Annotated in this window: 21 protein-coding genes; 14 read left to right on the forward strand and 7 right to left on the reverse strand. The window is 58.9% G+C overall.

Going from position 1 to position 21,448, the window contains the following annotated elements; all coding sequences use genetic code 11:
- Nucleotide 1: 1 nt before the first annotated feature.
- From RBB81_RS09570 to RBB81_RS09580, 3 genes are all read left to right on the forward strand, one after another.
- Nucleotides 2-253: a hypothetical protein gene (locus tag RBB81_RS09570; RefSeq protein ID WP_353073516.1), complete on the forward strand. Its 252-nt coding sequence runs from the start codon at nt 2-4 to the stop codon at nt 251-253.
- Between the two features lie 127 nt (nt 254-380).
- Entirely contained in the window at nt 381-761 is a 381-nt protein-coding gene (gene queD, locus RBB81_RS09575; protein ID WP_353073517.1) for a 6-carboxytetrahydropterin synthase QueD, read from the forward strand.
- 94 nt (nt 762-855) lie between these two features.
- Entirely contained in the window at nt 856-1,539 is a 684-nt protein-coding gene (locus RBB81_RS09580) for a 7-carboxy-7-deazaguanine synthase QueE (protein ID WP_353073518.1), read from the forward strand.
- A gap of 6 nt (nt 1,540-1,545) precedes the next feature.
- Here the strand turns inward: RBB81_RS09580 and RBB81_RS09585 are convergent, their stop codons facing one another.
- Nucleotides 1,546-1,788, reverse strand: a complete 243-nt coding sequence (locus tag RBB81_RS09585) for a hypothetical protein (RefSeq protein WP_353073519.1) — start codon at nt 1,786-1,788, stop codon at nt 1,546-1,548.
- Nucleotides 1,789-1,893: 105 nt separating this feature from the next.
- On the opposite strand from RBB81_RS09585, the gene RBB81_RS09590 reads away from it, so the two are divergent.
- Together RBB81_RS09590 and RBB81_RS09595 are read left to right on the forward strand one after the other, a co-directional pair.
- The gene (locus RBB81_RS09590) at nt 1,894-3,069 is read left to right on the forward strand and encodes a purine nucleoside permease (RefSeq protein WP_353073520.1); all 1,176 of its coding nucleotides are present in this window, start codon (nt 1,894-1,896) and stop codon (nt 3,067-3,069) included.
- 25 nt (nt 3,070-3,094) lie between these two features.
- Complete coding sequence (locus RBB81_RS09595) at nt 3,095-3,823, forward strand: hypothetical protein (RefSeq protein ID WP_353073521.1); 729 nt, start codon at nt 3,095-3,097, stop codon at nt 3,821-3,823.
- A gap of 78 nt (nt 3,824-3,901) precedes the next feature.
- Here RBB81_RS09595 and RBB81_RS09600 read toward each other — a convergent pair whose 3' ends face one another.
- The 4 genes from RBB81_RS09600 to RBB81_RS09615 form a co-directional block, all read right to left on the reverse strand.
- On the reverse strand, nt 3,902-4,381 hold the full coding sequence (locus RBB81_RS09600; protein ID WP_179581710.1) for a DUF1440 domain-containing protein: 480 nt from the start codon (nt 4,379-4,381) through the stop codon (nt 3,902-3,904).
- Between the two features lie 188 nt (nt 4,382-4,569).
- Complete coding sequence (locus RBB81_RS09605; protein ID WP_423248073.1) at nt 4,570-5,559, reverse strand: tagatose 1,6-diphosphate aldolase; 990 nt, start codon at nt 5,557-5,559, stop codon at nt 4,570-4,572.
- Between the two features lie 741 nt (nt 5,560-6,300).
- A complete protein-coding gene (locus tag RBB81_RS09610; RefSeq protein WP_353073523.1) occupies nt 6,301-7,062 on the reverse strand; it encodes an SDR family oxidoreductase in 762 nt (253 codons plus the stop codon).
- 337 nt (nt 7,063-7,399) lie between these two features.
- On the reverse strand, nt 7,400-8,737 hold the full coding sequence (locus RBB81_RS09615) for a sugar MFS transporter (protein WP_353073524.1): 1,338 nt from the start codon (nt 8,735-8,737) through the stop codon (nt 7,400-7,402).
- Between the two features lie 215 nt (nt 8,738-8,952).
- On the opposite strand from RBB81_RS09615, the gene RBB81_RS09620 reads away from it, so the two are divergent.
- Nucleotides 8,953-10,029: a hypothetical protein gene (locus tag RBB81_RS09620; RefSeq protein WP_353073525.1), complete on the forward strand. Its 1,077-nt coding sequence runs from the start codon at nt 8,953-8,955 to the stop codon at nt 10,027-10,029.
- A gap of 113 nt (nt 10,030-10,142) precedes the next feature.
- Here the strand turns inward: RBB81_RS09620 and rph are convergent, their stop codons facing one another.
- Nucleotides 10,143-10,901 carry a ribonuclease PH gene (rph, locus tag RBB81_RS09625; protein WP_353073526.1) on the reverse strand — a complete coding sequence of 253 codons (759 nt, stop codon included), beginning with the start codon at nt 10,899-10,901 and terminating at the stop codon, nt 10,143-10,145.
- Between the two features lie 313 nt (nt 10,902-11,214).
- Between rph and RBB81_RS09630 the strand changes: the two genes are divergently transcribed.
- The 8 genes from RBB81_RS09630 (at nt 11,215) to RBB81_RS09665 (ending at nt 20,158) form a co-directional block, all read left to right on the forward strand.
- Nucleotides 11,215-12,177: a sensor histidine kinase gene (locus RBB81_RS09630; RefSeq protein WP_353073527.1), complete on the forward strand. Its 963-nt coding sequence runs from the start codon at nt 11,215-11,217 to the stop codon at nt 12,175-12,177.
- Nucleotides 12,162-13,778: a sigma-54-dependent transcriptional regulator gene (locus RBB81_RS09635; protein WP_353073528.1), complete on the forward strand. Its 1,617-nt coding sequence runs from the start codon at nt 12,162-12,164 to the stop codon at nt 13,776-13,778. The genes RBB81_RS09630 and RBB81_RS09635 overlap by 16 nt, the downstream gene beginning before the upstream one ends.
- 265 nt (nt 13,779-14,043) lie before the next feature.
- Nucleotides 14,044-14,304, forward strand: a complete 261-nt coding sequence (locus tag RBB81_RS09640) for a UBP-type zinc finger domain-containing protein (RefSeq protein WP_183789520.1) — start codon at nt 14,044-14,046, stop codon at nt 14,302-14,304.
- A gap of 36 nt (nt 14,305-14,340) precedes the next feature.
- A complete protein-coding gene (locus RBB81_RS09645; protein WP_353073529.1) occupies nt 14,341-15,540 on the forward strand; it encodes an acyltransferase family protein in 1,200 nt (399 codons plus the stop codon).
- 82 nt (nt 15,541-15,622) lie between these two features.
- Entirely contained in the window at nt 15,623-15,847 is a 225-nt protein-coding gene (locus RBB81_RS09650; protein WP_353073530.1) for a CDGSH iron-sulfur domain-containing protein, read from the forward strand.
- Nucleotides 15,848-15,970: 123 nt separating this feature from the next.
- Complete coding sequence (locus RBB81_RS09655) at nt 15,971-18,142, forward strand: CocE/NonD family hydrolase (RefSeq protein ID WP_353073531.1); 2,172 nt, start codon at nt 15,971-15,973, stop codon at nt 18,140-18,142.
- A 19-nt stretch (nt 18,143-18,161) separates the two neighbouring features.
- On the forward strand, nt 18,162-18,728 hold the full coding sequence (locus RBB81_RS09660; RefSeq protein ID WP_183789518.1) for an NUDIX domain-containing protein: 567 nt from the start codon (nt 18,162-18,164) through the stop codon (nt 18,726-18,728).
- A complete protein-coding gene (locus tag RBB81_RS09665; protein ID WP_348641586.1) occupies nt 18,674-20,158 on the forward strand; it encodes an amidohydrolase family protein in 1,485 nt (494 codons plus the stop codon). Before RBB81_RS09660 ends, RBB81_RS09665 begins: the two co-directional genes overlap by 55 nt.
- Nucleotides 20,159-20,172: 14 nt before the next feature.
- Here RBB81_RS09665 and RBB81_RS09670 read toward each other — a convergent pair whose 3' ends face one another.
- Entirely contained in the window at nt 20,173-21,264 is a 1,092-nt protein-coding gene (locus RBB81_RS09670) for an alpha/beta hydrolase family protein (RefSeq protein ID WP_246373976.1), read from the reverse strand.
- Between the last annotated feature and the right edge of the window lie 184 nt (nt 21,265-21,448).

A 21,448-nucleotide genomic window follows, 5' to 3' on the forward strand; every position in this document is an offset into this window, starting at 1 on the left:
TATGGGCCGCAACCTCTACATCCTCGCCAGCAGCCTCATTCTCTTCGCACTCATATCCTGCGGTGTCGCCTACACGAACATTGCCCAACAGCCCGGCTCGCCCGGAGACGCCGCTCTGTGGCGCACTATGGGCTTGGGTCTCTTCGTCGTTGGCCTCCTCGTGGCCCTCGCAGGCATTCTGTCTTCACTCTTTGAGCAGGCAGAGCGCCGCAACGAAGAGGTACGCAGAGCAAAGCGCCGACGAGCCCTTTAGCCCGCAAAACGGTACAATCAAAGCAGGCTGCTGCCGCGTCCGCGAGCCCACCCATATCCAACCCAGACGCGGCCCGATCTTTTTCGAAGTATCGAACGATCGAACTACCGAAGGGACTTCCAGACTCATGTTCGAAGTAACTGTAGAAGCCGGCTTCTCCTCCGGCCACTACCTCCGCAACTATCGCGGCAAGTGCGAAAACCCGCACGGGCACAACTACAAGGTCTTCGTGACCCTCATCGGCGAAGAACTCGACGAAGCCGGCATGCTCCTCGACTTCAAACTACTCAAGCAGGTCATGCGCCCAACCGTTGACTACCTTGATCACTTCATGATCAACGACCTGCCACCGTTCGACAAAGAGATGAATCCCAGCGCCGAAAACCTCGCCAAATACTTCTACGATCAGACCAGTGCCCAACTCCACGAGATGACGAGCGGTCGCGTCCGCGTCAAGGACTGCACACTCTACGAGACCGATACCAGTTTCGCCCGCTACTACGAGTAGACGACGCAAGTGGCCAACTGCGCTCGGTACAGCGGAGAAACCCAGTTATATCGTCTTTTGCCATTGACGTAGTTTTCGTTAGCGAGACACACAGATGCATTTAATCGAGCTCTACAAATCTGTCCAGGGTGAATCCTCCTTCGCCGGCCTCCCCTGCATCTTCGTCCGCCTTGCGGGTTGCAATCTGCGGTGCGCCTGGTGTGACTCCGAGTACACCTTTACCGGTGGAAAAGCGTACAGTGCGGATGAGATCGTCGCGCAAATTGAGGCCCTCGCCCCGTGCCGTCTCATCGAATTCACAGGCGGCGAGCCCATGCTTCAGGCCAAGGAATTGGTGCCACTCATGGAGCGGCTGCTGGCACAGAACTACACGTTGATGATGGAAACGAGCGGCGAGCGTCCTTTGGCGGACGTTCCCAAACTCGTTCACAAGATAGTCGACGTCAAGTGCCCGGGTGCAGGGAGTGCAGCCAACAGCTTCCGCATGGAAAACCTCGAAGCCCTCACTAAGAATGATGAGGTCAAGTTCGTTATCTCGCATCGCGAAGACTATGATTTCGCGCGCGAGTTCATCTTTTCCCATGCGCTCCACGAGAAGGCTGGTCAAATCCTGCTGAGTCCAGCCTTCCACAAAGCTCCTAGCCTGCTCCGAACAACCGATAACGCCATCCTGGACCCTCGCTTGCTCGTCGAGTGGATGATGGCCGATGGAATCGACGCCCGTTTGTCACTCCAGATTCACAAGTTCATCTGGGAGCCGATCAAGAAGGGTGTCTAGCTCGAATTAGTTGATCAGGCCCAGCGAGAAGACGGACGCCACCATCGTAATCAATACGACCGCCTCGTATCCGCGCCTTTTTTTTTCGTGCGTTTTGGGTTTCATTTCGACGACCCGGCCACTCCTGCTTCGTTCGCGTTCTGGTTGCTTTCGCATCGCCCTTCTACAACACTCGACTAAAGGAATCCAAGCGGCCATCACAGCAAAGAATGCGATGGTCACTACAACTGCAGCAGTATCTTCAGACATGTCAGTCTCCTTTCTATACTTTGCGCATATAGTGCGGGCGTCTGCTCACGCGTTACAAAGTTTTCGAGCGCTGCTGCGCTACCATTGCCTATGCGCCTCTTTTTCATGCTTCTCGTGTTGGCTGTGTCGAGCGTGGCTGCAAGTGCCTGTTGTCCGGCCCCCGTCGCCACAATCTCCAGCGCCGACCGGCACCTGACCGATCTCACCGGTGCTCCGGAGAAGGTCTCCAAGGCCATCGAGATCAAAGTCGTGGTCATCAACATGTTTGAAGTAGGTGCCGACACCGGCGACGCGCCTGGTGAGTATCAGTACTGGGTTGAGCGAGAACACCTCGATACGGTTATCCCCTTTTCCGCGGGCTACCACGACCTCCGTCTCAATGAAAAGAACGGGATTCTCGGCGTGCTTACTGGCGTCGGCACCGCCCGCACTGCCGCCACTATTATGGCGCTGGGCCTCGATCCCCGATTCGACCTTACACATGCCTACTTTCTCGTTGCCGGCATCGGCGGCATCGACCCTCGCATGGGTTCGCTCGGCTCTGCAGTCTGGTCCGATTACATCGTCGACGGCGACCTTGCGCATGAGATCGATGCCCGCGAAATTCCCAAAGACTGGTCGACGGGATACGTGCCACTTGGTAAGTCCACGCCGTATGAGCAGCCCCGAGCCGCCAGGTTTGGAGACGACGGCAACATCTATCGCCTCAACACCTCTCTGGTTGACTGGGCGTTCGCACTTACCAAGGACACGCCGCTTCCCGATACACCGGCGATAGCCGCTCGTCGCCAGCAATACGCCGAAGAGGCGGCTCATCGTCCGCCCTTCGTTCTGCGGGGTGATAATCTCTCCGCTTCAACGTTCTGGCACGGCAAGCTCCTCAACCAATGGGCCCGCGACTGGGTGAAGTATCAGACTGACGGCCATGGTACCTACGCGATCTGTGGCATGGAGGATACCGGCACCATGCAGTCCCTGACATGGCTTGCTCACGCGCATAGGCTCGATATCAACCGCGTCCTTGTACTTCGAACGGCGTCCAACTTCGATCAACAGCGTCCTGGAATCACTGCCGCCGAAAGCCTCGGCGAAACCAAGGTGCGACAGTACAGCGCGTACCTTCCGGCGCTCGATGCTGCTTATCGCGTCGGCCACCTTGTCGTGGATGACCTGATTGCCAACTGGCCCCAGACCCGTGATCACATCCCATCGGCGCTGCCCGGTAAAATAGGCTCTGGAGCCCACCCTGAAGATCCTCATTCTCTCCCCACACCGCGATGACGCTGCGTTCTCTCTCTCGCTGGCGATGACTCACTGGCTTAGCGCGCGCCACACGGTCACGCTCCTCAACGTCTTCACACGCAGCCGCTACGCTCCGTACTCGGATGCTGCCTTCGTCCACGAAAACGACGAGCTCTCCTATGTCTCGGCCATGCGCCTGCGTGAAGACGAGCTCTTCCTTCGGCGGATGAAAGAGTCCTTGCCGAAGGGTCTCAAGAACAATCTGCAGATGCTTGACCTCAACCTCAAAGACGCGCCTATCCGGCTTCGTGTTCCCCTCGATCAACTATGTGATATGCCTGTAAATCCAAGCGACCCGTCGATTGAAAAAATCCGCAAGGCTCTTACTCGTCAATCCGAGCTAGACGCGATGGAGGCTGTTGTTGTTCCGGCCGCTCTGGGCAATCAAATTGACCACCTCGCCGTCCGCGAAGCTGCCATGCCCTTCGTAGTGTCGCTTCCCGCCGCCTTCTACGAAGACCTTCCGTACGCCGCTACTCACCCCAGTGCTGCCGCAGACCTTGACTCGCTCCGCGATGCGACGACCTTGCTTGACGAACCGCTCCGTCCCATCCTCTGCCAGACCGACGAATCCGCCGCCGGAGCTATCACTCGTAAGCGCAAGCTGGTTCTCAACTACGCCTCGCAGATCGACGAGGAAGCTGGCAACGTCATCGCCAACTTCGCCACTCGATACGACTCCGCCGAACGCCTCTGGGCTAATGCTCAATGGATAGCCGCCTTTACTCCGTGAAGCGATTGTGCGCTGCAGTGCTGCCAAGGTTATGCATTGCGGATTCTGCAACCTTCGGACTACATGTTGCGACAACGCCTAACCCAGCATCTTCCTCACCGCGCGACGGACGGTCTCGGTGACCATTCCGTAGACAACGTGGGTGGCCAGCTCACTGGTGCGTTCGCGGGTTGTCTGCTCTTCTGGCTCTGGCGAAATACCCAGCGCTGGAAGGGTTGTCCCATGGGTCAGGGAAGATAGTGCCATTCCGAATCCAGCACCATCCTTCGCCGTGGCTTGCGGATAGTACTCTGCCAGCGCTCCATAAGCAGCGCCAGCCGCAGCTCCGAACCCCCAGTGAAGTGTCTCCGTCGCGATGACCCTTTGGGTTCCGATAAGCTCGTGCCCGACGAGCTTCTCCGCCAGCACTGTGAATGGTTCTGGCTCTCCGTGAGTGCGCGGCGGATAGATCTTTTCCGCAAGCGTCTTTGCTGCTGTTGCCACCAAGCCACCAATCAACCCTGCCAGCAGGCCCTTCGCCAGCGACTTTGTAACTGTCTTCTCTTGCGACCGATCCATTTGTTCAACCTCTTCTCAATTTATCTAGCTTACGATGCGGCAGAGCGTGCTTAGGGTGTTTGCACGAAGGGCCGTTTTAGCGATAGCTTGAATCTGTTGTCCTTTAAATAAAGTCAGTGGACGATCTCCCATGTCAATGAAAAGGCGCTGCACGAATGCAGCGCCTTGATTGTTGCTACGGGTGGAGGCTATTTGGATTCGACTTTGTCGTGCCAGGAGTGGGCCTGCTTGAGGGCGTTGTTGACGTTGGTGATGTTTTCTACGCCGGTGGTGTTAAGCCAGTCTTCGAAGGCCTTGGCGCCCTGCTTGGCGTAGATGGGGATGCCGTCCTTCCAGGTGGCGCGGCCACAGAGGACTCCGTTGAAGGTGGTGCCGGATTCGACGGCCAGTTCGAGGGTTTCGATGAAGACGGGGTTGGAGACGCCGGCTGAGAGGTAGATGAAGGGCTTGTGCGTCATGGTGGCGGCGTCGCGGAAGTGTTGTAAGGCTTCGGCGCGGGTGTAGGCTTTCTCGCCCTTGAAGGACTTGGTGCCTTCGACGAAGGCCATCTCGACGGGGACTTCGACCTTTAGGACATCGACGTTGTAGTGGGCCTTGCCGAATTCGGCCATGGAACCTGAGACGATCTCGGGCTTTTTCTTGGCGTACGCGACCGACTTCTCATCACCGCCCTCGGCGTCGTAGCCGACGAACTCGAGGAAGAAGGGGATGTCGTTCGCGATGCACTCAGCGCCGATGCGCTCGATCCAGGCGTGTTTGAGGTCGTTGACGCTGCTCTTCTCGTAGGGGGTGTAGTAGAGGAGAATCTTGATGCAGTCGGCTCCTGCGGCTTTGAGGCGCTGGACGCTCCAGACGTCGAGGAGGTCGGGCAGGCGGCCGGGGGTGGTGGCGTCGTATCCGGTCTTCTCGTAGGCGAGCAGGAGGCCCTTGCCGTTGCGGTGCTTTGAGGCGGGGAGGCCGAACTCGGGGTCGAGGAGGATGGCGGAGGCGTGCTTGGTGAGGACGGAGGTGACGAGGGTCTTGAACTCCTCGAGGTCGTGCGCGTCGGCAGCGGCTCCGCGCTCTTTGGCGAGGGACTTCTGGAGGGATCCGCGCTGGTCCATGGCGGCGGCGGCGATCACGCCACGATGGTCGGAGACGGCCTTGAGGCCGGCTAACTTTCCTGGTGTCAACTTGATCATGGGGTGCTTGTCTCCTGAGACGGTTGGAGTGATGGAAGGACTACGAAGGGCCATTTTACACAGCGGAGGATAGGTTCGGTGTGAAGCGGAAGCCGAGGTTAGGATGCGCCCGATCTTTGCAGATTTGCGCCGGTGAGCGTCGATGGTTCAGGGATGGGATGCGGCTTCTGTGGATTTGGCGTCATCCTCGGTATGGGCGGGGAAGCCTCGATGGGACGACATGCCATTCATCCACGCTGTTCTCACCATCTCCCTTTCACCATCTCCCTTTCCTCGAGCGAGTGAGGCAGACCGGCGGCCCGAGTCAGGGGTACCCCCTGGGGGGGTATCTCTTCGTAAGTGGCTTAGATGCAGTCAGATAGAAAAATAGGTGTCGCCAAATTCGTCTAAAGAAAGGGGTTAGGGGCAAAATCCTCTTAGCAAAGGACTTACGGGCATGTGCTGTTCGATTTCGGTTATGCGCGGACCTTATTTTTTGTCTGACTCTATTTTACGGGATCGGGAGGAACTCATACGCCACGCGTAAGTGGTTTTATAAGAGTGATTTGAGTGATTTAGGGGCTTGACAGGTTTTTCGGGGTGTCTGGATTGCACGGAATGTTCCGTTTGTGAGGGGGGAATTCCGGGAGTGGGCCAGTTTCAACTTAGGGGCAGCCAAGTTGCCTGTGATCCTGTTTTCCATTCAGAGGACTCGAGGATCCGGCGGCCGACCGTATGAGACGACCGCCGGCTCAGTCACTAAACGTGCATGCTCGCGAACACGTCGAGGAACTCCTGGTACTTGCCATCTTTCTCCGCAGTGCGCAGAGGTCTGACTCTCTCGACGAGAATCTCTCCCTTGTCGATGGTGTTGCTTTCCAGAATCTGCATGACCTCGTTGGTGAAATCCTCAAGCGGCATGGCACGCGGATCGCTGGCCTGCTGCGGACCTCCGAGCTCTGTCTGTACGTAAGGCGGCGCGAGTTCTAAGACTTCAACGCTGGTCTTCCGCAATTGCATACGAAGGGCGTCAAGCCAGTTATGCATGAAGGCCTTGGTCGCGCTGTAAACCGGACCTGGCGGATAGGGGACGAATGCAAGCCCTGAAGTGGTCACCATCAGCGTGGAGTGTGGCTGAGCACGTAATGTGGGGAGCAGAGCGGTCGACAATTGCACCACGCCGGTGATGTTGGTCTGAATGGTGCTGTACGCCCGCGTCAGGTCGGTCGAATCCGACGTGTAGTCCTCATGCCCGGCGATGCCTGCGTTGTTGATCAGAACATTCAATTGAGGAAACCGACTCTTCACCGACTCTGCGAACTTTGTGATGGCCGCGCTGTCACTCAGGTCCACCGCGATACCTACCATCCCGGGATTGCGCCCCGTGACCTCGTCGAGCAGCTCCTGCCGCCGTCCAGCGATGATCACCCGATTCCCTTTGCCGTGCAGCGCCTCAGCAAGTGCGCGGCCGATGCCACTGGTGCCGCCAGTTATGAGGATGGTGTTGCCTGAAATTTTCATTGTTGCTCCTTGGCGCATTGGATGCGTTATGGCAGCGGTAGATTCAACACGGTGCAAGTTGGACTTCCTCTCTTGACAGGAGCGATGAGTCCCTGGCGGTCAGTCCTTATGAACGCTCTTGTGGCCGTTAATCAGGCCGTGTTCCCGCAAAGTCGGGTTTTCGGAGACTTCAGTCGTTCACTCCAAGCTGACCAGCTACCGAATTTCGCGGCGAAAGTTCTCGCCGGTACGAAGGAGGAGCGGTTCCTCCACTGCGCTGCGATTCGGTCGGAATGACAGATTTGTGCTGTTGCTATGAACTCCCACTTGCTGGAAGGGTGCGAGAGGGAGTTCTGTTTTAGTGAGCGGTAGCGGTGTGTGAGGGGTGCCTGGGGTCCTGGTCTATGTCTTTGCGGCGAGAGGCGATGAAGCCGAAGAAGGCGATATAGATGTAGCAAACGGCGGGGATGATGAAGGCGTGCTGGACGCCTACGCGGTCGGCAAGATGGCCTTCGGCTAGGGGAAGGAGGGCACCGCCTACGATCGCCTGGACGAGGAGGCTGGATCCTTTGCTGGTGAGTTCGCCTAGTCCGGCGAGGCCAAGGCTGAAGATGCTGGGGAACATGATGGAGTTGAAGAAGCCGATGGCGAGGACGGTGTAGAGGGCGACGGGTCCTCCGGTGGCCATGGTGGTAAGGACGAGGCAGAAGGCGATGAAGGCCGCTGCTGCGAGGGCTTTGCCGGTGCTGATGTAACGAAGGACGTAGGAGCCGATGAAGCGGCCGATCATGGCTCCGCCCCAGTAGAAAGAGACGTAGTGGGCGGCGGTCCGCTCGGGGAAGTTCATGATGTGGGGCAGGCCGAGGTAGTTGATGAGGAAGCTGCCGATGGAGACCTCGGCGCCTACATAGACGAAGATGCCGAGTGTGGCCATGAGCAGATACGGCTGATGCCAGATGCTTCCTGCGGCGCGGCCGACTAGCTCACCGGGGCGGAAGTCGCGGGTGAAGTCGGTGGTCGGGAGCTTGATCAGGCCGATGGCGACGGCGAGTACGACGAGAGTAAGAGCGATGACGAGGTAAGGCATGCGGACGGAAGATGCCTGCTGCTCGCGGTAGGTCTGAAGCGCTGCGGCGGAGAAGGACTGGATCTTTTCGGGCGAGGCCTGGATGGCACCGAGGATGAGGGCTCCGCCGAAGAAGGGTGCGATGGTAGTGCCGAAGGAGTTGAAGGCCTGAGCGAGATTGAGGCGGCTGGCCGCGGTGGCTTGCGGGCCGAGGTTGGTGACGTAGGGGTTGGCCGAGACCTGAAGGCAGGTGATACCGGCGGCGAGGATGACGAGCGCGGAGAGGAAGAGAGGGAAGGACGCGGTGCTGGCGGCGGGCAGGAAGAGCAGCGCGCCGGCGGCCATGACGATGAGGCCGATGACCATGGATTGCTTGTAGCCGCGCCAGTCGACGAGTTTTCCGGAGGGGAGCGCGAAGATGAAGTACGACGAGAAGAAGGCGAATTGAACGAGCAGGGCCTGGCCGTAATTGAGGCTGAAGATGCCTTTGAGATGCGGGATGAGGATGTCGTTGAGACAGGTGAGGAAGCCCCACATAAAGAAGAGCACGGTGGCGATGCTCATGGCGCGAACGTCAGTGGCCTGGGGGTCGCGGGTGGAGGCTGTCTGCTGGGTCGTGGTTATGTTCAAGGGTTTTTTCCTGCCTCTGCAAGCTAGTTATATCAGCGTGAGAGATTCTACAGGTTTGGAGTGCCGGGTTGGGCCTCCGGTTGCAAAAGAGAGGTTGTGAGCTGTTGCAACCCGCAGTAAGGATCGGGTCATCCTAGGAGTGATTGCGGCGGAACGGGGGCTGCACATTCCCTTGCCGAAAGCCAGTGGCATGCGGTTTTTGACGAGGTGAGCCTATGTCCAGGCACAAGCGAATTTGTCTGATTGTGGTGTATGTGTTCGCTACGGTGCAGTTTGTGTGGTGCTATCTGTGGCTGACAAGGCCCTACGTGAACACACTGCTGTACGAGGAGGGCCGGGAGCGGATGCCGTTCCAGGGGCGAAGCCTGATGATGCTGCCGATGCGGTGGGCGCATGAGAGCAGTACCCTTGCGTGGCTGGCGAGACCGCTGGCGAAGTCACACTTCTGGTTTCCCAAGCCGGTGTCTTCCGAGGTGCTGGTGCAGGCGGGGATCAACGTCGTGTGTTTGCTTGTGGCCGGGTACATGACGACGAGGATCTACCAGGCGAGTTCGCGGCGGCGGCTGTTGACGCCGATGGTTTATCCGCTGCTGCTGGTGGCCTGCGCCGCGACCTATGTGATGCATACGGTGCAGAACTTTCGATTCGTCTACGATCTGCCGAGCCTGGCGTTCTTCGCGACGGCGATGTACCTGATGTACTTTCGGCGGCACTGGATTTACTTTGCGGGACTGTTTGTGATCGCGACGCTGAACAGAGAGACTACGCTGCTGTTGCTGCCGTTGTTTTTGCTGAATGAAGCGGTGGAGGGTGGGCGGCTGCGATGGTCGAGGATGCTGCGCGTGCAGAGCCTGGGAGTAGTCGTGCCGCTGGCTTTATTTTGGGCGGGGTGGCAGATCTTCCTTCGACACGTGTTCGCGGGTAATGTGTCGGAGTTCTATCCACGGATCGACTGGAATGTGAAGTCGCTGCTGTTTCCACAGGCGTGGCCGCAGTTGATGAGTGCTTGCGGATATCTGCTGGTGTTTGTCGTGGTGATGCGGCGGAGGATTCGCGACCCCCGGTTGGAGGCCTGGCTGTGGCTGCTGCCGATCTGGTTCGGGTTCATGTTTGTGTATGGGATTCTGATCGAGACGAGGGTATTCGGCGAACTGATTCCGCTGATTGTGTGTGCGACGGTTTTGATCGTTGAAGAGGGTCTGCTGGCGCAGATGGTGATGACGACTCGGCAGCCTGCGCTGGAGTTGGCCGTTTCTTCTGGTACTCACGTGGGGGCTCGGGAGGCGGCTTGACGAGGGTTGTCCTGCCGGACGGGCTCCCTGCGCGGGAGGCGGTCACTTCGTGACTTTTGTACCGGTCGCGGCTGGGTAGGTGCGCGGGTCCTCCCGTTGGTCGGGATGAAGATTTATCCTGCCTGGTCCAGGATCGTGCGCTGGGCGGCGAGGAGTTCTTGGATGCCCTTCTCGGCGAAGTCGAGCATCTGGCCAAGCTGGGCGCGGGTGTAGGAGTCGTGCTCGGCGGTGGCCTGGGTCTCGACGAGGCCTCCGTTGGCTAGCATGACTACGTTCATGTCGACGGCGGCGCGGGAGTCCTCTTCGTAGGCGAGGTCAAGCAGAACGTTGCCGTCGACGATGCCGACGGAGGTGGCGGCGACCATCTGTTTGAGAGGCGAGTTCTTGAGGGTGCCGGCTTTGACGAGCTTGCCGAGCGCGAGGGCCAGGGCGACGCAGGCTCCGGTGATGGCTGCGGTGCGGGTTCCGCCGTCGGCCTGAAGGACATCACAGTCGAGGATGACGGTGCGCTCGCCGAGAGCCTTCATATCTACCACGCTTCGCAAGGAACGCCCGATGAGGCGCTGGATCTCGTGAGTGCGGCCGCCGACCTTGCCGCGTTCGCTCTCGCGTGCGGTGCGGGTGAGGGTGGCTCGGGGGAGCATGCCGTACTCGGCGGTGACCCAGCCACGGCCGGAGTTGCGGAGCCAGCTGGGGACGCCCTGCTCGACGGTGGCGTTGCAGAGGACGCGAGTGTTGCCGGACTCCATGAGGACGGAGCCCTCGGCCATGGCGACGTAGTGAGGGGTGATGCGGACCTGACGGAGGGCGTCGGCGGAGCGGTGGTCGGGGCGGAAGAGCTGAGGGGAGGGTGTGGCGGTGGTTACGGACATTAGGGAATTATAGTTGCGGGGTTGTGGGAGCGATGGGATGGGTGGAGTGTGAGCCCTTTGGGGGAGTGTTCCGAAATGGGATTGGTTCCATAATGGGAAGGCTCGATTGGATTGGAGTTTGTTGAGGATTTTGTGGGAGTCGGTGGATCTTGGTTGGATTCGGTTCCATATTGGGACGGCTCCTGATTCGGGTGGCGCAGGAGGATTGGAGGAGTTTTCGCTTGATGTGTAATCACTTAGGAAGGGAGTTCCAGTTTGGCACTTGAAGTGATTACAGAAGTGCATCTGCTATAGGTTACTAAGCAGGAGAACGGTGGATTTCGGAATGCAGGCAATGCAGAGTGGTACTGCCTCGGGGCCAGAGAGTTATTCAGGGAAGTTTGCGGCGCTTCGCCATGTGACACGCCAGATGGGTCTTGGTGGCTCGGCGATGCCGACGGTGCGGAGGACGGTGGATGCGCCGGCTGCCGAGGTGGCAGCGATCGCGGGGGTGGCCGAGGGCGCGGGGCTGGCGCATGACGCGGGTAATCTGCTGGGGGCGCTGAGTCTTTATTCTGATCTGCTGGCGCTGCCCGGAGTGCTGCATGAAGAGCATAAGGAATATGCCAACGAGCTGAGGATGTTGAGCGATCGCAGCTGGGCGATGATTGACCGGCTGGTGAATCATGCGCGTGCTGGAAGGTCGACGAAGGTGCAGGGAGAGTTTGCCGTGCTGCCAGATGTGGTGGACCGGTGCAGGGGCCTGCTGAGCCGGGTGGCGGGGCGGACGGTGGAGATCTCTTATGGCGTGGGTGCGTTTCAGGCGGTGAAGGTGCCGGTAGAGTCGGTGGAGCGGATACTGACGAACCTGGTGAAGAATGCGGCGGAGGCTACGCCGTGGGTCGGGGCGATCTCGATCCATGTGGAAGGCGTGCTGCAGGCGACGGAGAGCGAAGGCGAAGAGCCGCGACGCAGAGTGGTAATGACGGTGACGGACCGCGGCTGCGGGATGGATCAGGCGGCGGTGCGACGGTTGATGCAGACCGGCGGGATCTCTTCTGCGAATGGACGTGGGCTGGGCTTTCGGGTGGTGCGGGAGTTGGTGGCTATTTCGGGTGGATCTCTGAATATTGCGAGCCAGCCGGAGGTGGGAACAAGCATCTCGGTGGAGTGGAGTGCGATGAAGCGGTTGGATGCGGTGCTCGAGCGGGAGGAGTTGGAGATGGAGGGAACGAGGATGAACGATTCGGGAGTGAAGATGGTCGTACGGGGAGAGGCTGGATGGATCGCATGCTAAGGATGACGGGTTTTGAGACGGCGGGAGCGAGGACGAGCGGTGCAGGAGGTGTTTCTGTGTTGAACGAAGGAGGGAATGGTGAGCGGAGGAGTGGGGAAGTGGGCGCGGACTCGCCGTCGGGAGTGCTGGTGGGCGTGTCGCCGGTCTCTGCGCCGCACGCGGTGAGTTCGGCGGAACATCTTGGGCTGCTGCATGTGCTGGTGGTTGACGATGATGAGGCGGTGAGGAAGGCTTGCTGCCAGATCGCAGCGGGGATGGGGTTTGAAGTAGTGGGCGCTGAGAGTGCTACGGCGGCGCGAGCGATTCTGAAGCAGAGGCGGATCGATCTGTTGCTGCTGGATCTCAAGTTGCCGGGTGGAGGTGGTCTGCCGCTGTTGGAGCAGGTGAAGGCGTTGCATCCAGACACGGCGGTGATTGTGATGACGGCGTTTGCGACGGTGTCCTCCGCGGTGGAGGCGATGCGGATTGGTGCGGGAGATTATCTGACCAAGCCGTTTGCACTCGAGGAATTGACGGCGGTGCTCGAGCGGACAGGGCAGCAGCTGCATATGGACGTGCAGAGCCGGCAGCTGCGCGAGAGGCTGAGAACGCAGCAGGGAATGGGGGGGCTGGTGGGCCGGTCTCCGGAGATGGAGAAGCTGTATCGGATTCTGTCGAAGGTAGCTTATTCAACGCATCCGGTTTTGATCCTGGGGGAGAGTGGGACGGGTAAGGAACTGGTGGCGCGGTCGATTCACTTCAACGGGCCCAACGCGGCGAAACCGTTTGTGCCGGTGGACTGCGGGTCGCTGGTGCCTACGCTGATTGAGAGCGAGTTGTTTGGTCATGTGAAGGGTGCTTTCACGGGAGCTGATCGAGCGAAGGAAGGGCTGCTGGCCTCGGCTGAAGGCGGGACGGTGTTCCTGGACGAGATTGGTGAACTGCCGCTGGACCTGCAGGCGAAGCTGCTGCGGGCGCTGCAGGAGAAGGAGGTGCGGCCTGTGGGAGCGACGCAGTCCAGGCCGATCTCGGCGCGGGTGCTGGCGGCGACCAATCGTGACCTTTCGACGATGGTGGAGCAGGGACGGTTTCGCAAGGATCTGTACTTTCGTTTGAACGTGGTGAACCTGCGGATTCCTCCACTGCGGGATCGGCGAGAGGATATTGCTGTTCTGGCGACGCACTTTCTGAAGCAGATGGAGAAGGAGAGTGGCGTGGAGCGCAGCTTCTCCGACTCGATGCTGCGAACGATGGCAGAGTATGACTGGCCGGGCAATGTTCGTGAGCTTGAGAATGCGATCGAGCGGGCGTGTGCGCTGTCGTCGGGGCCGGTGCTGCACCTGGGCGACCTGCCGACGCAGCTGCAAAACTTTCGCATGCAGCAGGGACCGGCTGTCCATGCGGCTGAGGAAGACGACGGGATGGAGCGGGGTGAGACGGTGGGCGCTTCGCAGGGCGGCGGGATCGTTTCGATCGCAGAGATGGAGAAGCATGCCATTCTTGGGACTATCCGGCAGCTGAAGGGCGATAAGCTGATGGCGGCGAAGCTGCTTGGGATAGGCAAGACGACGCTTTACCGGAAGCTGAAGGAGTATGGGATTACGGAGGGGATGGGGGATTAGAAGACTGGTCCTGCCGGACGGGCCCACTACGCGTGGGGCGGTCACTTCGTGACTTGTGTACCTTGTTGTGGCAAGGGAACGGTAATGGTGCTCTCGTTGGTCGGAGGGAAGATGACGCCGACCAACGGGAGGCCCTTTGTTGATGACGGTGACACGACCGGTATACGTGTCACGAAGTGACCGCCCCACGCGTAGTGGGCCCATCCGGCAGGACAGTTTCTAATCAGCCTCTTGGAGATAGAATCAGGCGAAGGCAGGTGCGCGAATGGAATGTACTCATCTGGATCAGATTCGTAAGGTGAAGCCGTCGGCGAAGGGTTGCGAGGATTGCTTGAAGATCGGCAGTAGCTGGGTGCATCTGCGGATGTGCCTGGAGTGTGGGCATGTGGGTTGCTGCGATTCTTCTCTGCACAAGCACGCGACCAAGCATTTTCATACTACACAACATGCGATTATGCGGTCGGTTGAGCCGGGCGAGAGCTGGGGCTGGTGCTACGTGGATGAGCTGGAAGTCGATGTTGTGTGATTGAGGTGCCTTGTCCTTGAGCACGGATCGAACTCGATGGTGGGGAGACAGGCTTCGCTGATTTGGTCGCGTCTCGATGGGGTGGATCTTCTTCGTGGTCTTGCGATTTGCCTGGTGCTGATGAATCACGTCAACATGCGGCTGTTAGGGGCGGAGGTTTCCTACACGCAAGGTCTGCCGCGTCAGTTGGTGTCCTCGCTGGTGTGGAATGGTCAGTTTGGCGTCCAGATCTTCTTTGTGATCTCTGGATTTCTGATCACGTCGACGACGCTGCGGCGTTGGGGTTCAGTGTCGGCGGTGAATGTGGGCGATTTTTATCGATTGCGGTTCGCCCGCATCGCGCCGCTGATGCTGCTTGTTTTCGCGATCCTCAGTCTTCTTCACTTCGCGCACGTCAAGGAGTTTGTGGTCTCTCAGAAGACAGGCGGGCTGGGGCGTGCTCTGGCGGCGGCGCTTACCTTTCGTGTGAATGTACTTGAGGCGCGAAGCGGATATCTGCCGGCGAATTGGGACGTTTTATGGTCACTGTCAGTTGAAGAGATGTTTTATCTTTGTTTCCCGTTGGCGTGCCGCGTGTTTCGTCGCACCAGCTTTCTCTCGGGGTTGCTTTTTGTCTTTGTCGTCTTGGGGCCGTTTGCCCGGGCGCAGGCTTTCAACCACAATCCGATTTGGAGGGAGTACTCCTACCTTGGCGGAATGGACGGTATCGCGCTTGGCTGTTTGACTGCGCTGCTCTCTGCGAAGGCGCGTTTTTCCGGCATGACGCTGCGAGTTCTGGGCGCAACAGGGATGACGATGCTCGTGTCTGTCCTTGGTTTTTCGATTCGGGTTGAGAGCCTAGGTCTGGGACGTGCCGGACTGGACATGACGGTTCTGGCTTTAGGTGTTTGCCTGCTGCTGATCGCAGTTGCGCAGACGCGATGGCAGGCGCCGACGTTGCTTCGTCCCCTGGCGCGGGCAGGTGGGCTGAGCTATGAGATTTACCTGACGCACGTCTTTGTTGTATTGAGTCTTTTCCATATTTTTTTATCCATGAACAATCCGGTCCGAGCTGTCCCGGCAATGTTCCTTGCTGTTCTCCTGCTTTCCGGGCTGTTGGGAGCACTTATCTCGCGGGTCTATTCGGAGCCGATGAACCGCTGGTTCCGAACGCGATGGGTGAAAGATGCAGTGAGAGATGGCTTCGCACTCAAAACAGAGACGATTGCGAAGAGGGCGACTGCTGTCCCTCTCTAGCGATGAGGGTGCTGCTCGGCAGTTGTTGCAGTCGCAATTTGCTATGCTGAACGCATCCTTTGTAAGAGAGAGAGTACTAACGATGTCAGAAGAGGCAGTAAAGATTACGGTTCGGCCCAATGGTCCGCTGCGGGTTGAAGGCCACATCCTTTTGAAGGACGCGGATGGCAAGGAGTGGGATCTGACGGGGAAGCCGGCGATTTCGCTTTGCCGCTGCGGAGCGAGCGAGAAACGCCCGTTTTGCGATGGATCGCACAATCGAGTGGGCTTCCAGTGCGTGGCTAGCCCTGAAGTAATTCTTACCTAAGAGGGAGACTGCAGATTTCATGGAAAGAGATGGGCTCTGAGTGCTACTCAACCCATTTCTTCTTGAGTGCCTGCGGTCTCTTTTGCTTTACGACTTGACGATTTCAGTGTGAGGATGAGCTTGATGAAGATTAGCGGCTGCTGCGCGGTGGTTCTCTCCGGATGGTTGACGGCTTCGGTGGCTGTGCTGGGTGCGCAGGAGGTTCAGGCCGCGCAGAAGCCGCATACGATTACGCTTTCCGTTAGGGCACTTGACGAGTATGTGGGGCAGTATCGGGATGAGATGGAGCCGGATGTGCTGAGTTCGGTTTACCGTGAGGGCGACAAACTCTACGTCGAAGGCGAGCGTTCACCGCGATATGAGTTGCGGGCCGAGTCGGTCGATCACTTCTTTGCGCACGAGCTGCGAGTCGTTTTCGCGCGGGACGCTGCGGGGAAGGTCTCCGGATTGACGAGCACGTTTGGCGAACGGGGCGAGCCGGGCGTCGAGAGGAAGGAAGGCCGCGTCAGCCTGGTGGGAACGCGGCTCAATCACTTTCGGGAGTACACGCGTAGCGAGGCAATGATTCCGATGCGTGACGGGGTGAAGCTGCATGTGGTGATTCTGCGGCCAGCGGGATCGGAGACGAGTGGGGAGACGCTTCCCTTTTTGATGCAGAGGACGCCGTATGGGACTTCGTGGGTTTCGTCGGCAGCGGTAAACGGCAGTAAGCCGGAGCTGGCGGCGAGTGGGTACGTCTTTGTGTTTGGAGATATTCGCGGACGGTATGAGTCGGAGGGAAAGTTCGTGATGAACCGCGCGATCGTTGCACATGCGACGAAGAATGATGTGGATGAGACGACCGATACGCGCGACACGATCGACTGGCTGCTGAAAAATGTACCGAAGAATAACGGAAAGGTGGGGGTGCTGGGGGTCTCGTATCCGGGGTTTCTGGCGATGTCGGCTGGGATTGATGCGCACCCGGCGGTGAAGGCGATCTCGCCGCAGGCTCCGATGACGAATGTGTGGATGGGGGATGACTTTTTCCATAATGGAGCGTTCCGCGAGACGTATGGCTTCGACTATGTGCAACAGTTAGAGGCACAAAAGACGGATGCGCGGGTGGAGAGTAAAGAAGACACTTTCGATTTTTTTCTTCGCAACGTGAACTTCGCTGGTGCTGCGGACGCAGCGAAGATGGAGAGTCTGCCAACGGCGAAGGTATTTTTGACGCAGCCTGCGTATACGAAGTTCTGGCAGGATATGGCTGTGGAGAAGCATCTGACGAAGGCGGAGGTGCCGACGCTTGAGGTGGGTGGATGGTGGGACCAGGAGGATATGTGGGGGACGCAGGCCGAGTATGCTGCGTTGAAGCCACATGACTTGCAGAACGAAGTGTTCATGGTGCTGGGGCCGTGGAATCACGGTGGGTGGGGGCCGACGACGCGGCATCTTGGGGCGCTGGATTTTGGAGCGGCGACGGGGGATCAGTACAGGAAGGCGATTGAATCTCCTTTCTTTGAGAAGTATCTGAAGGGGCGCGCTGGGTTCGACCTGACCGGCGTGGCGAGTTTCAGGACTGGCGTGAATAAGTGGGAGCGCTATGAGGCGTGGCCGCCGAAGCAGGGGTTCAAGGAAACGAAGCTATTTCTGACGACGGATGGCGGATTGGGAAGGACAGCACCTGCGGCTGGCGGGAAGGCCGCGGTCAGTTATAGTGCAGATCCCGCGAATCCAGTGCCGTATCGGAATCGGCCGATTCAGTCGACGTATGCGGATGGGTCGAAGTGGCGGACGTGGCTGGTGGAGGATCAGAGGTTTGTAAGTGGGCGGAAGGATTTGGCGAACTTTTCATCGCCGGTGCTGGAGAAGGATGTCACTGTGACGGGAGATGTCGTTGCGGATCTGTTTGCTTCTACGACCGGTACGGATGGGGACTTTGTGGTGAAGCTGATCGATGTTTATCCGGACGACGCGCCGGCTCCCATGGCGGGGTACCAGCTGATGATTGTGGATGAGATCTTTCGTGGGCGGTATCAGAAGAGTTTTGAGACGCCTGACGCGATTACGCCGGGGAAGGTGACTGAGTACAAGTGGAGTTTGCATGGGGCGGATCATACTTTTCTGAAGGGACACCGGATGATGGTGGAGGTGCAGTCGAGCTGGTTTCCGCTGTACGATCGGAACCCGCAGACGTTTGTGCCGAATATCATGACGGCTCCGGCGGGGGCGTACCGGGGGCAGACGGTGACGATCTATGGATCGGAGAAGTATCCGTCGCATCTGGAGTTTTCGGTTCCTGACGGAGATTGAGTGTGTGGAGGACGGTGTTGTGACGATCAAGACGATTAGCAGCCGGGAGGTCTACCGGAATCCGTGGACGAGCGTGCGCGAAGATGTGATCGAGCGGGCGAATGGAAAGCGTGGGATCTACGGGGTGGTCGATAAAGATCCGGCTTGTATTGTGATTCCGCTGGAGGTGGGAGCGGAGGGCGAGTTTGTTTATCTGATTGAGCAGTTCCGGTACACGGTGGGGGCGCGGCACTGGGAGTTTCCGCAGGGAGGGTGGGAGTTGGCAGAGGTGGTGCCGGAGGAGTTGGCGCGGGGAGAGTTGCTGGAGGAGACTGGATTGACGGCGGAGCGTATGACGCTTTTGTCGACGCTGCAGATCGCGTATGGAGTGATGAATCAGATACAGCATGTGTTTCTGGCTGAAGGGCTGACGATGGGGAAGCCAGACCCGGATGCGGAGGAGAGCGATCTGGTGGTGAGGCGGGTGAGCGGGGGGGCGTTCGAGGAGATGATTCTCGATGGGACGATCGTGGATAACTGCTCGGTGGCGGCGTGGGGGTTGTACAGGCTTTGGCGGGAGCGGCGGCAGGTGGGTTCGCGGCCATAGCTGGTCTCCTGGTGGAGCGGTTTGCATCTAAGAAGCCTATGACAGCGCGGTCGAACTTCGTTGTGATTGCGATCCTTCTCGGCGGCTCTCTTGCTCGGGCGCAGAATGCAGCGGTGCAGCAGGTACCGGGGCGGCGGATGCCTGTACAGCAAGTAGTTATGCTGCGGAATGCGCGGGTGATTGACGGCACGGGTGCGGCGCCGCAGGAGCATGTTTCGTTGCTGCTGCGTAATGGAAAGATTGAGCAGGTTGGTGGGGCGGAGATGGCAGCGCCTGCGGGAGCGCAGGTTCATGATTTGACGGGAAAGACGGTGATGCCGGGGTTGATCAGCGCACACTCCCACCTGGGTTTGATCGTGGATGATGCTGAGTCTTCTGCGACGGGGTACACACGGGAGAATGTGACCGGGCAGTTGATCCAGTATGAGCGATATGGTGTGACTACGATCTTGTCGCTGGGACTGAATCGCGATCTGGTGTTTGTGTTGCGTGACGAACAACAGGCGGGGCGCTTGGCTGGGGCTTCGATCTTTACGGCGGGCAGGGGGATTGGAGTGCCGGACGGTGCGCCACCGCTGCTTTCGGCGGCAGACCAGATCTATCGTCCAACAACAGATAAGGATGCGAGGCGCGATGTGGATGAGATGGCGGCGCAACGCGTGGACATCATCAAGATCTGGGTGGACAAGCTGCACGGCAAGGTGCCGGAGATGACGCCGGAGATCTATAAGGCCGTGATCGATGAGGCTCATAAACGGCATGTGCGTGTTGCGGCGCATGAGTATGCGCTGGAGGATGCGAAGCAACTTGTGGCGGATGGTGTGGATGTGCTGGCGCACTCGGTTCGCGACCAGGTGGTGGATGATGTGTTTGTGCGGTCGATGAAGCAGCACCACGTCTGGTATGTGCCGACGTTTACGGTGGACGAGTCGGCGTACATTTATGCGCAGAATGCGGCATTCATGCAGACGCCTTTCTTTCAACAGGCCGCGGGAGCGAAGCTGATGGCGAAGTTTAGCGCGCCTGGGTATGCGGAGAAGATCATGCAGGATCCGCAGACAGCGCAGCATCAGAAAGACTTCGAAGTGGGGCAAAAGAATCTGAAGAAGCTGTTTGATGCGGGCGTGAGCGTTGGGTTCGGAACAGACTCAGGCGCGTTGCCCGGGCGCATTCCGGGGTTTGCCGAGCATCACGAGCTTGCATTGATGGTTCGGGCTGGACTTACTCCGTTGCAGGCGATTACGGCGGCGACGGGAGAGAATGCGAAGCTGCTGCATGCGGGTGATCGTGGGACAATTGCGCCCGGGAAGCGAGCGGATTTGCTGGTGCTGGACGCTGATCCGCTGGTTGACATCGGCAACACTCAGAGGATCTTTGCGGTGTACCACGATGGACATAACATCGTCGATCTGCCGGGTCGTACGAAGTAGCAGTTTTTTTATCACTAGTGCACGGGCGAGTTTTCTTGAAAGACGATGGTGCAGGTTTCTTTATCCGGCGCGGCAAGCCGGTTGCAGTTTTTGAGTGCGTCTTTGCGAGCGTCGTCAGAGTTCATCTGTGCGACGGAAGATGCGTAGTGGTGGGCAGAGATCGCGAAGGCTTTGTGCGGGCCGAGGGTGAGATAGCTGCGGAAGGCTTGCTGGCCGCGGTCGGAGAGGCTTGGAGGGGGTGGGATGTCGGGCGGAGTTACGTCGGGAAGCGGTTGCGGCAGAAGTACAAGGTCGTGGGCTTTGAGGAAGTCGTCGACCATGGGCGACCAGATGGCGATGCCGTGGCTGAAGAGAGTATGACCGTCTTCGCCGAAGGCTGGAGCGTGGAGGAACTGGTCTTGACCACCAGCGGAGCGAAAGGCGGTGTCGAACTGCTGAGCGATCTCGGGCCAGAAGTACTTGTCGTTATCGGCATAGATCCAGAGCATGGGCGTGCGTGAGTGCTTGCCGAAGTCGCGAAAGGCGGCGATAAGGGCGTTGGGGTTGCAGATCTCGTGATCGGCGTTTGAGCCGCGGCCACCTGCGAAGTTGATGGCTGCGACGAGGTTTTTGGGAGCGTCGGCGGTGAGGGCGACGGTGGCCATGCCGCCGGTGGAGATGCCGACCGCGAGAACACGGGTGGGGTCGACCTGGGGGAGCTTGCTACCGAAGTCGATGGCGATGCGAAGATCTTCGGCGGACTTGCGGGCGGCACCTTCGTAGTCGGTCTGGGGGCAGCGGCCGTTGCCGAGGTAGTCGGGCTTACCGCTGGAGGAGCCGTAGCCGCGGCGCACGACGACGAGGGCAACGAAGCCGCGACGCGCAAACCAACGCGCCTGGGGAAGAAACAGCCAAGGGGTAACGTTGTTGCGTGGTTCGAGGTCGCGGGAGGTTCCGTGGGTGATGACGACGAGAGGACGTTTGCCGGGAAGATCAGCATAGACAAGAAGCGCGCTAAGACCGTTTGGCGTTGCCTGAGTCCAGGGAATGCGTGTGGGTTCTTCGTGGATCTGCACAGCGTGAACAGTAAGCGGCAGCAAAAGGACCAGGATACCGAAGACGATCATGTGTGGCTTTGGCGACACGGATAAACGTAACTCAATCTCTGACGTAGGAGTATTTTTTGTTTACAAGAGCATTCTGATGGAGGGAGTTGACTGCGCCGGGGTTGCCTTCGGTTTGATTTATTGCGCCGGAACCGTGCTGCAGCTTTTTGGCATCAAAAAATATCACTGCAGTTGTGAATGACGA

The organism is Tunturibacter gelidoferens (genome assembly GCF_040358255.1).
GTDB classification, from domain to species: Bacteria; Acidobacteriota; Terriglobia; order Terriglobales; family Acidobacteriaceae; genus Edaphobacter; species Edaphobacter gelidiferens.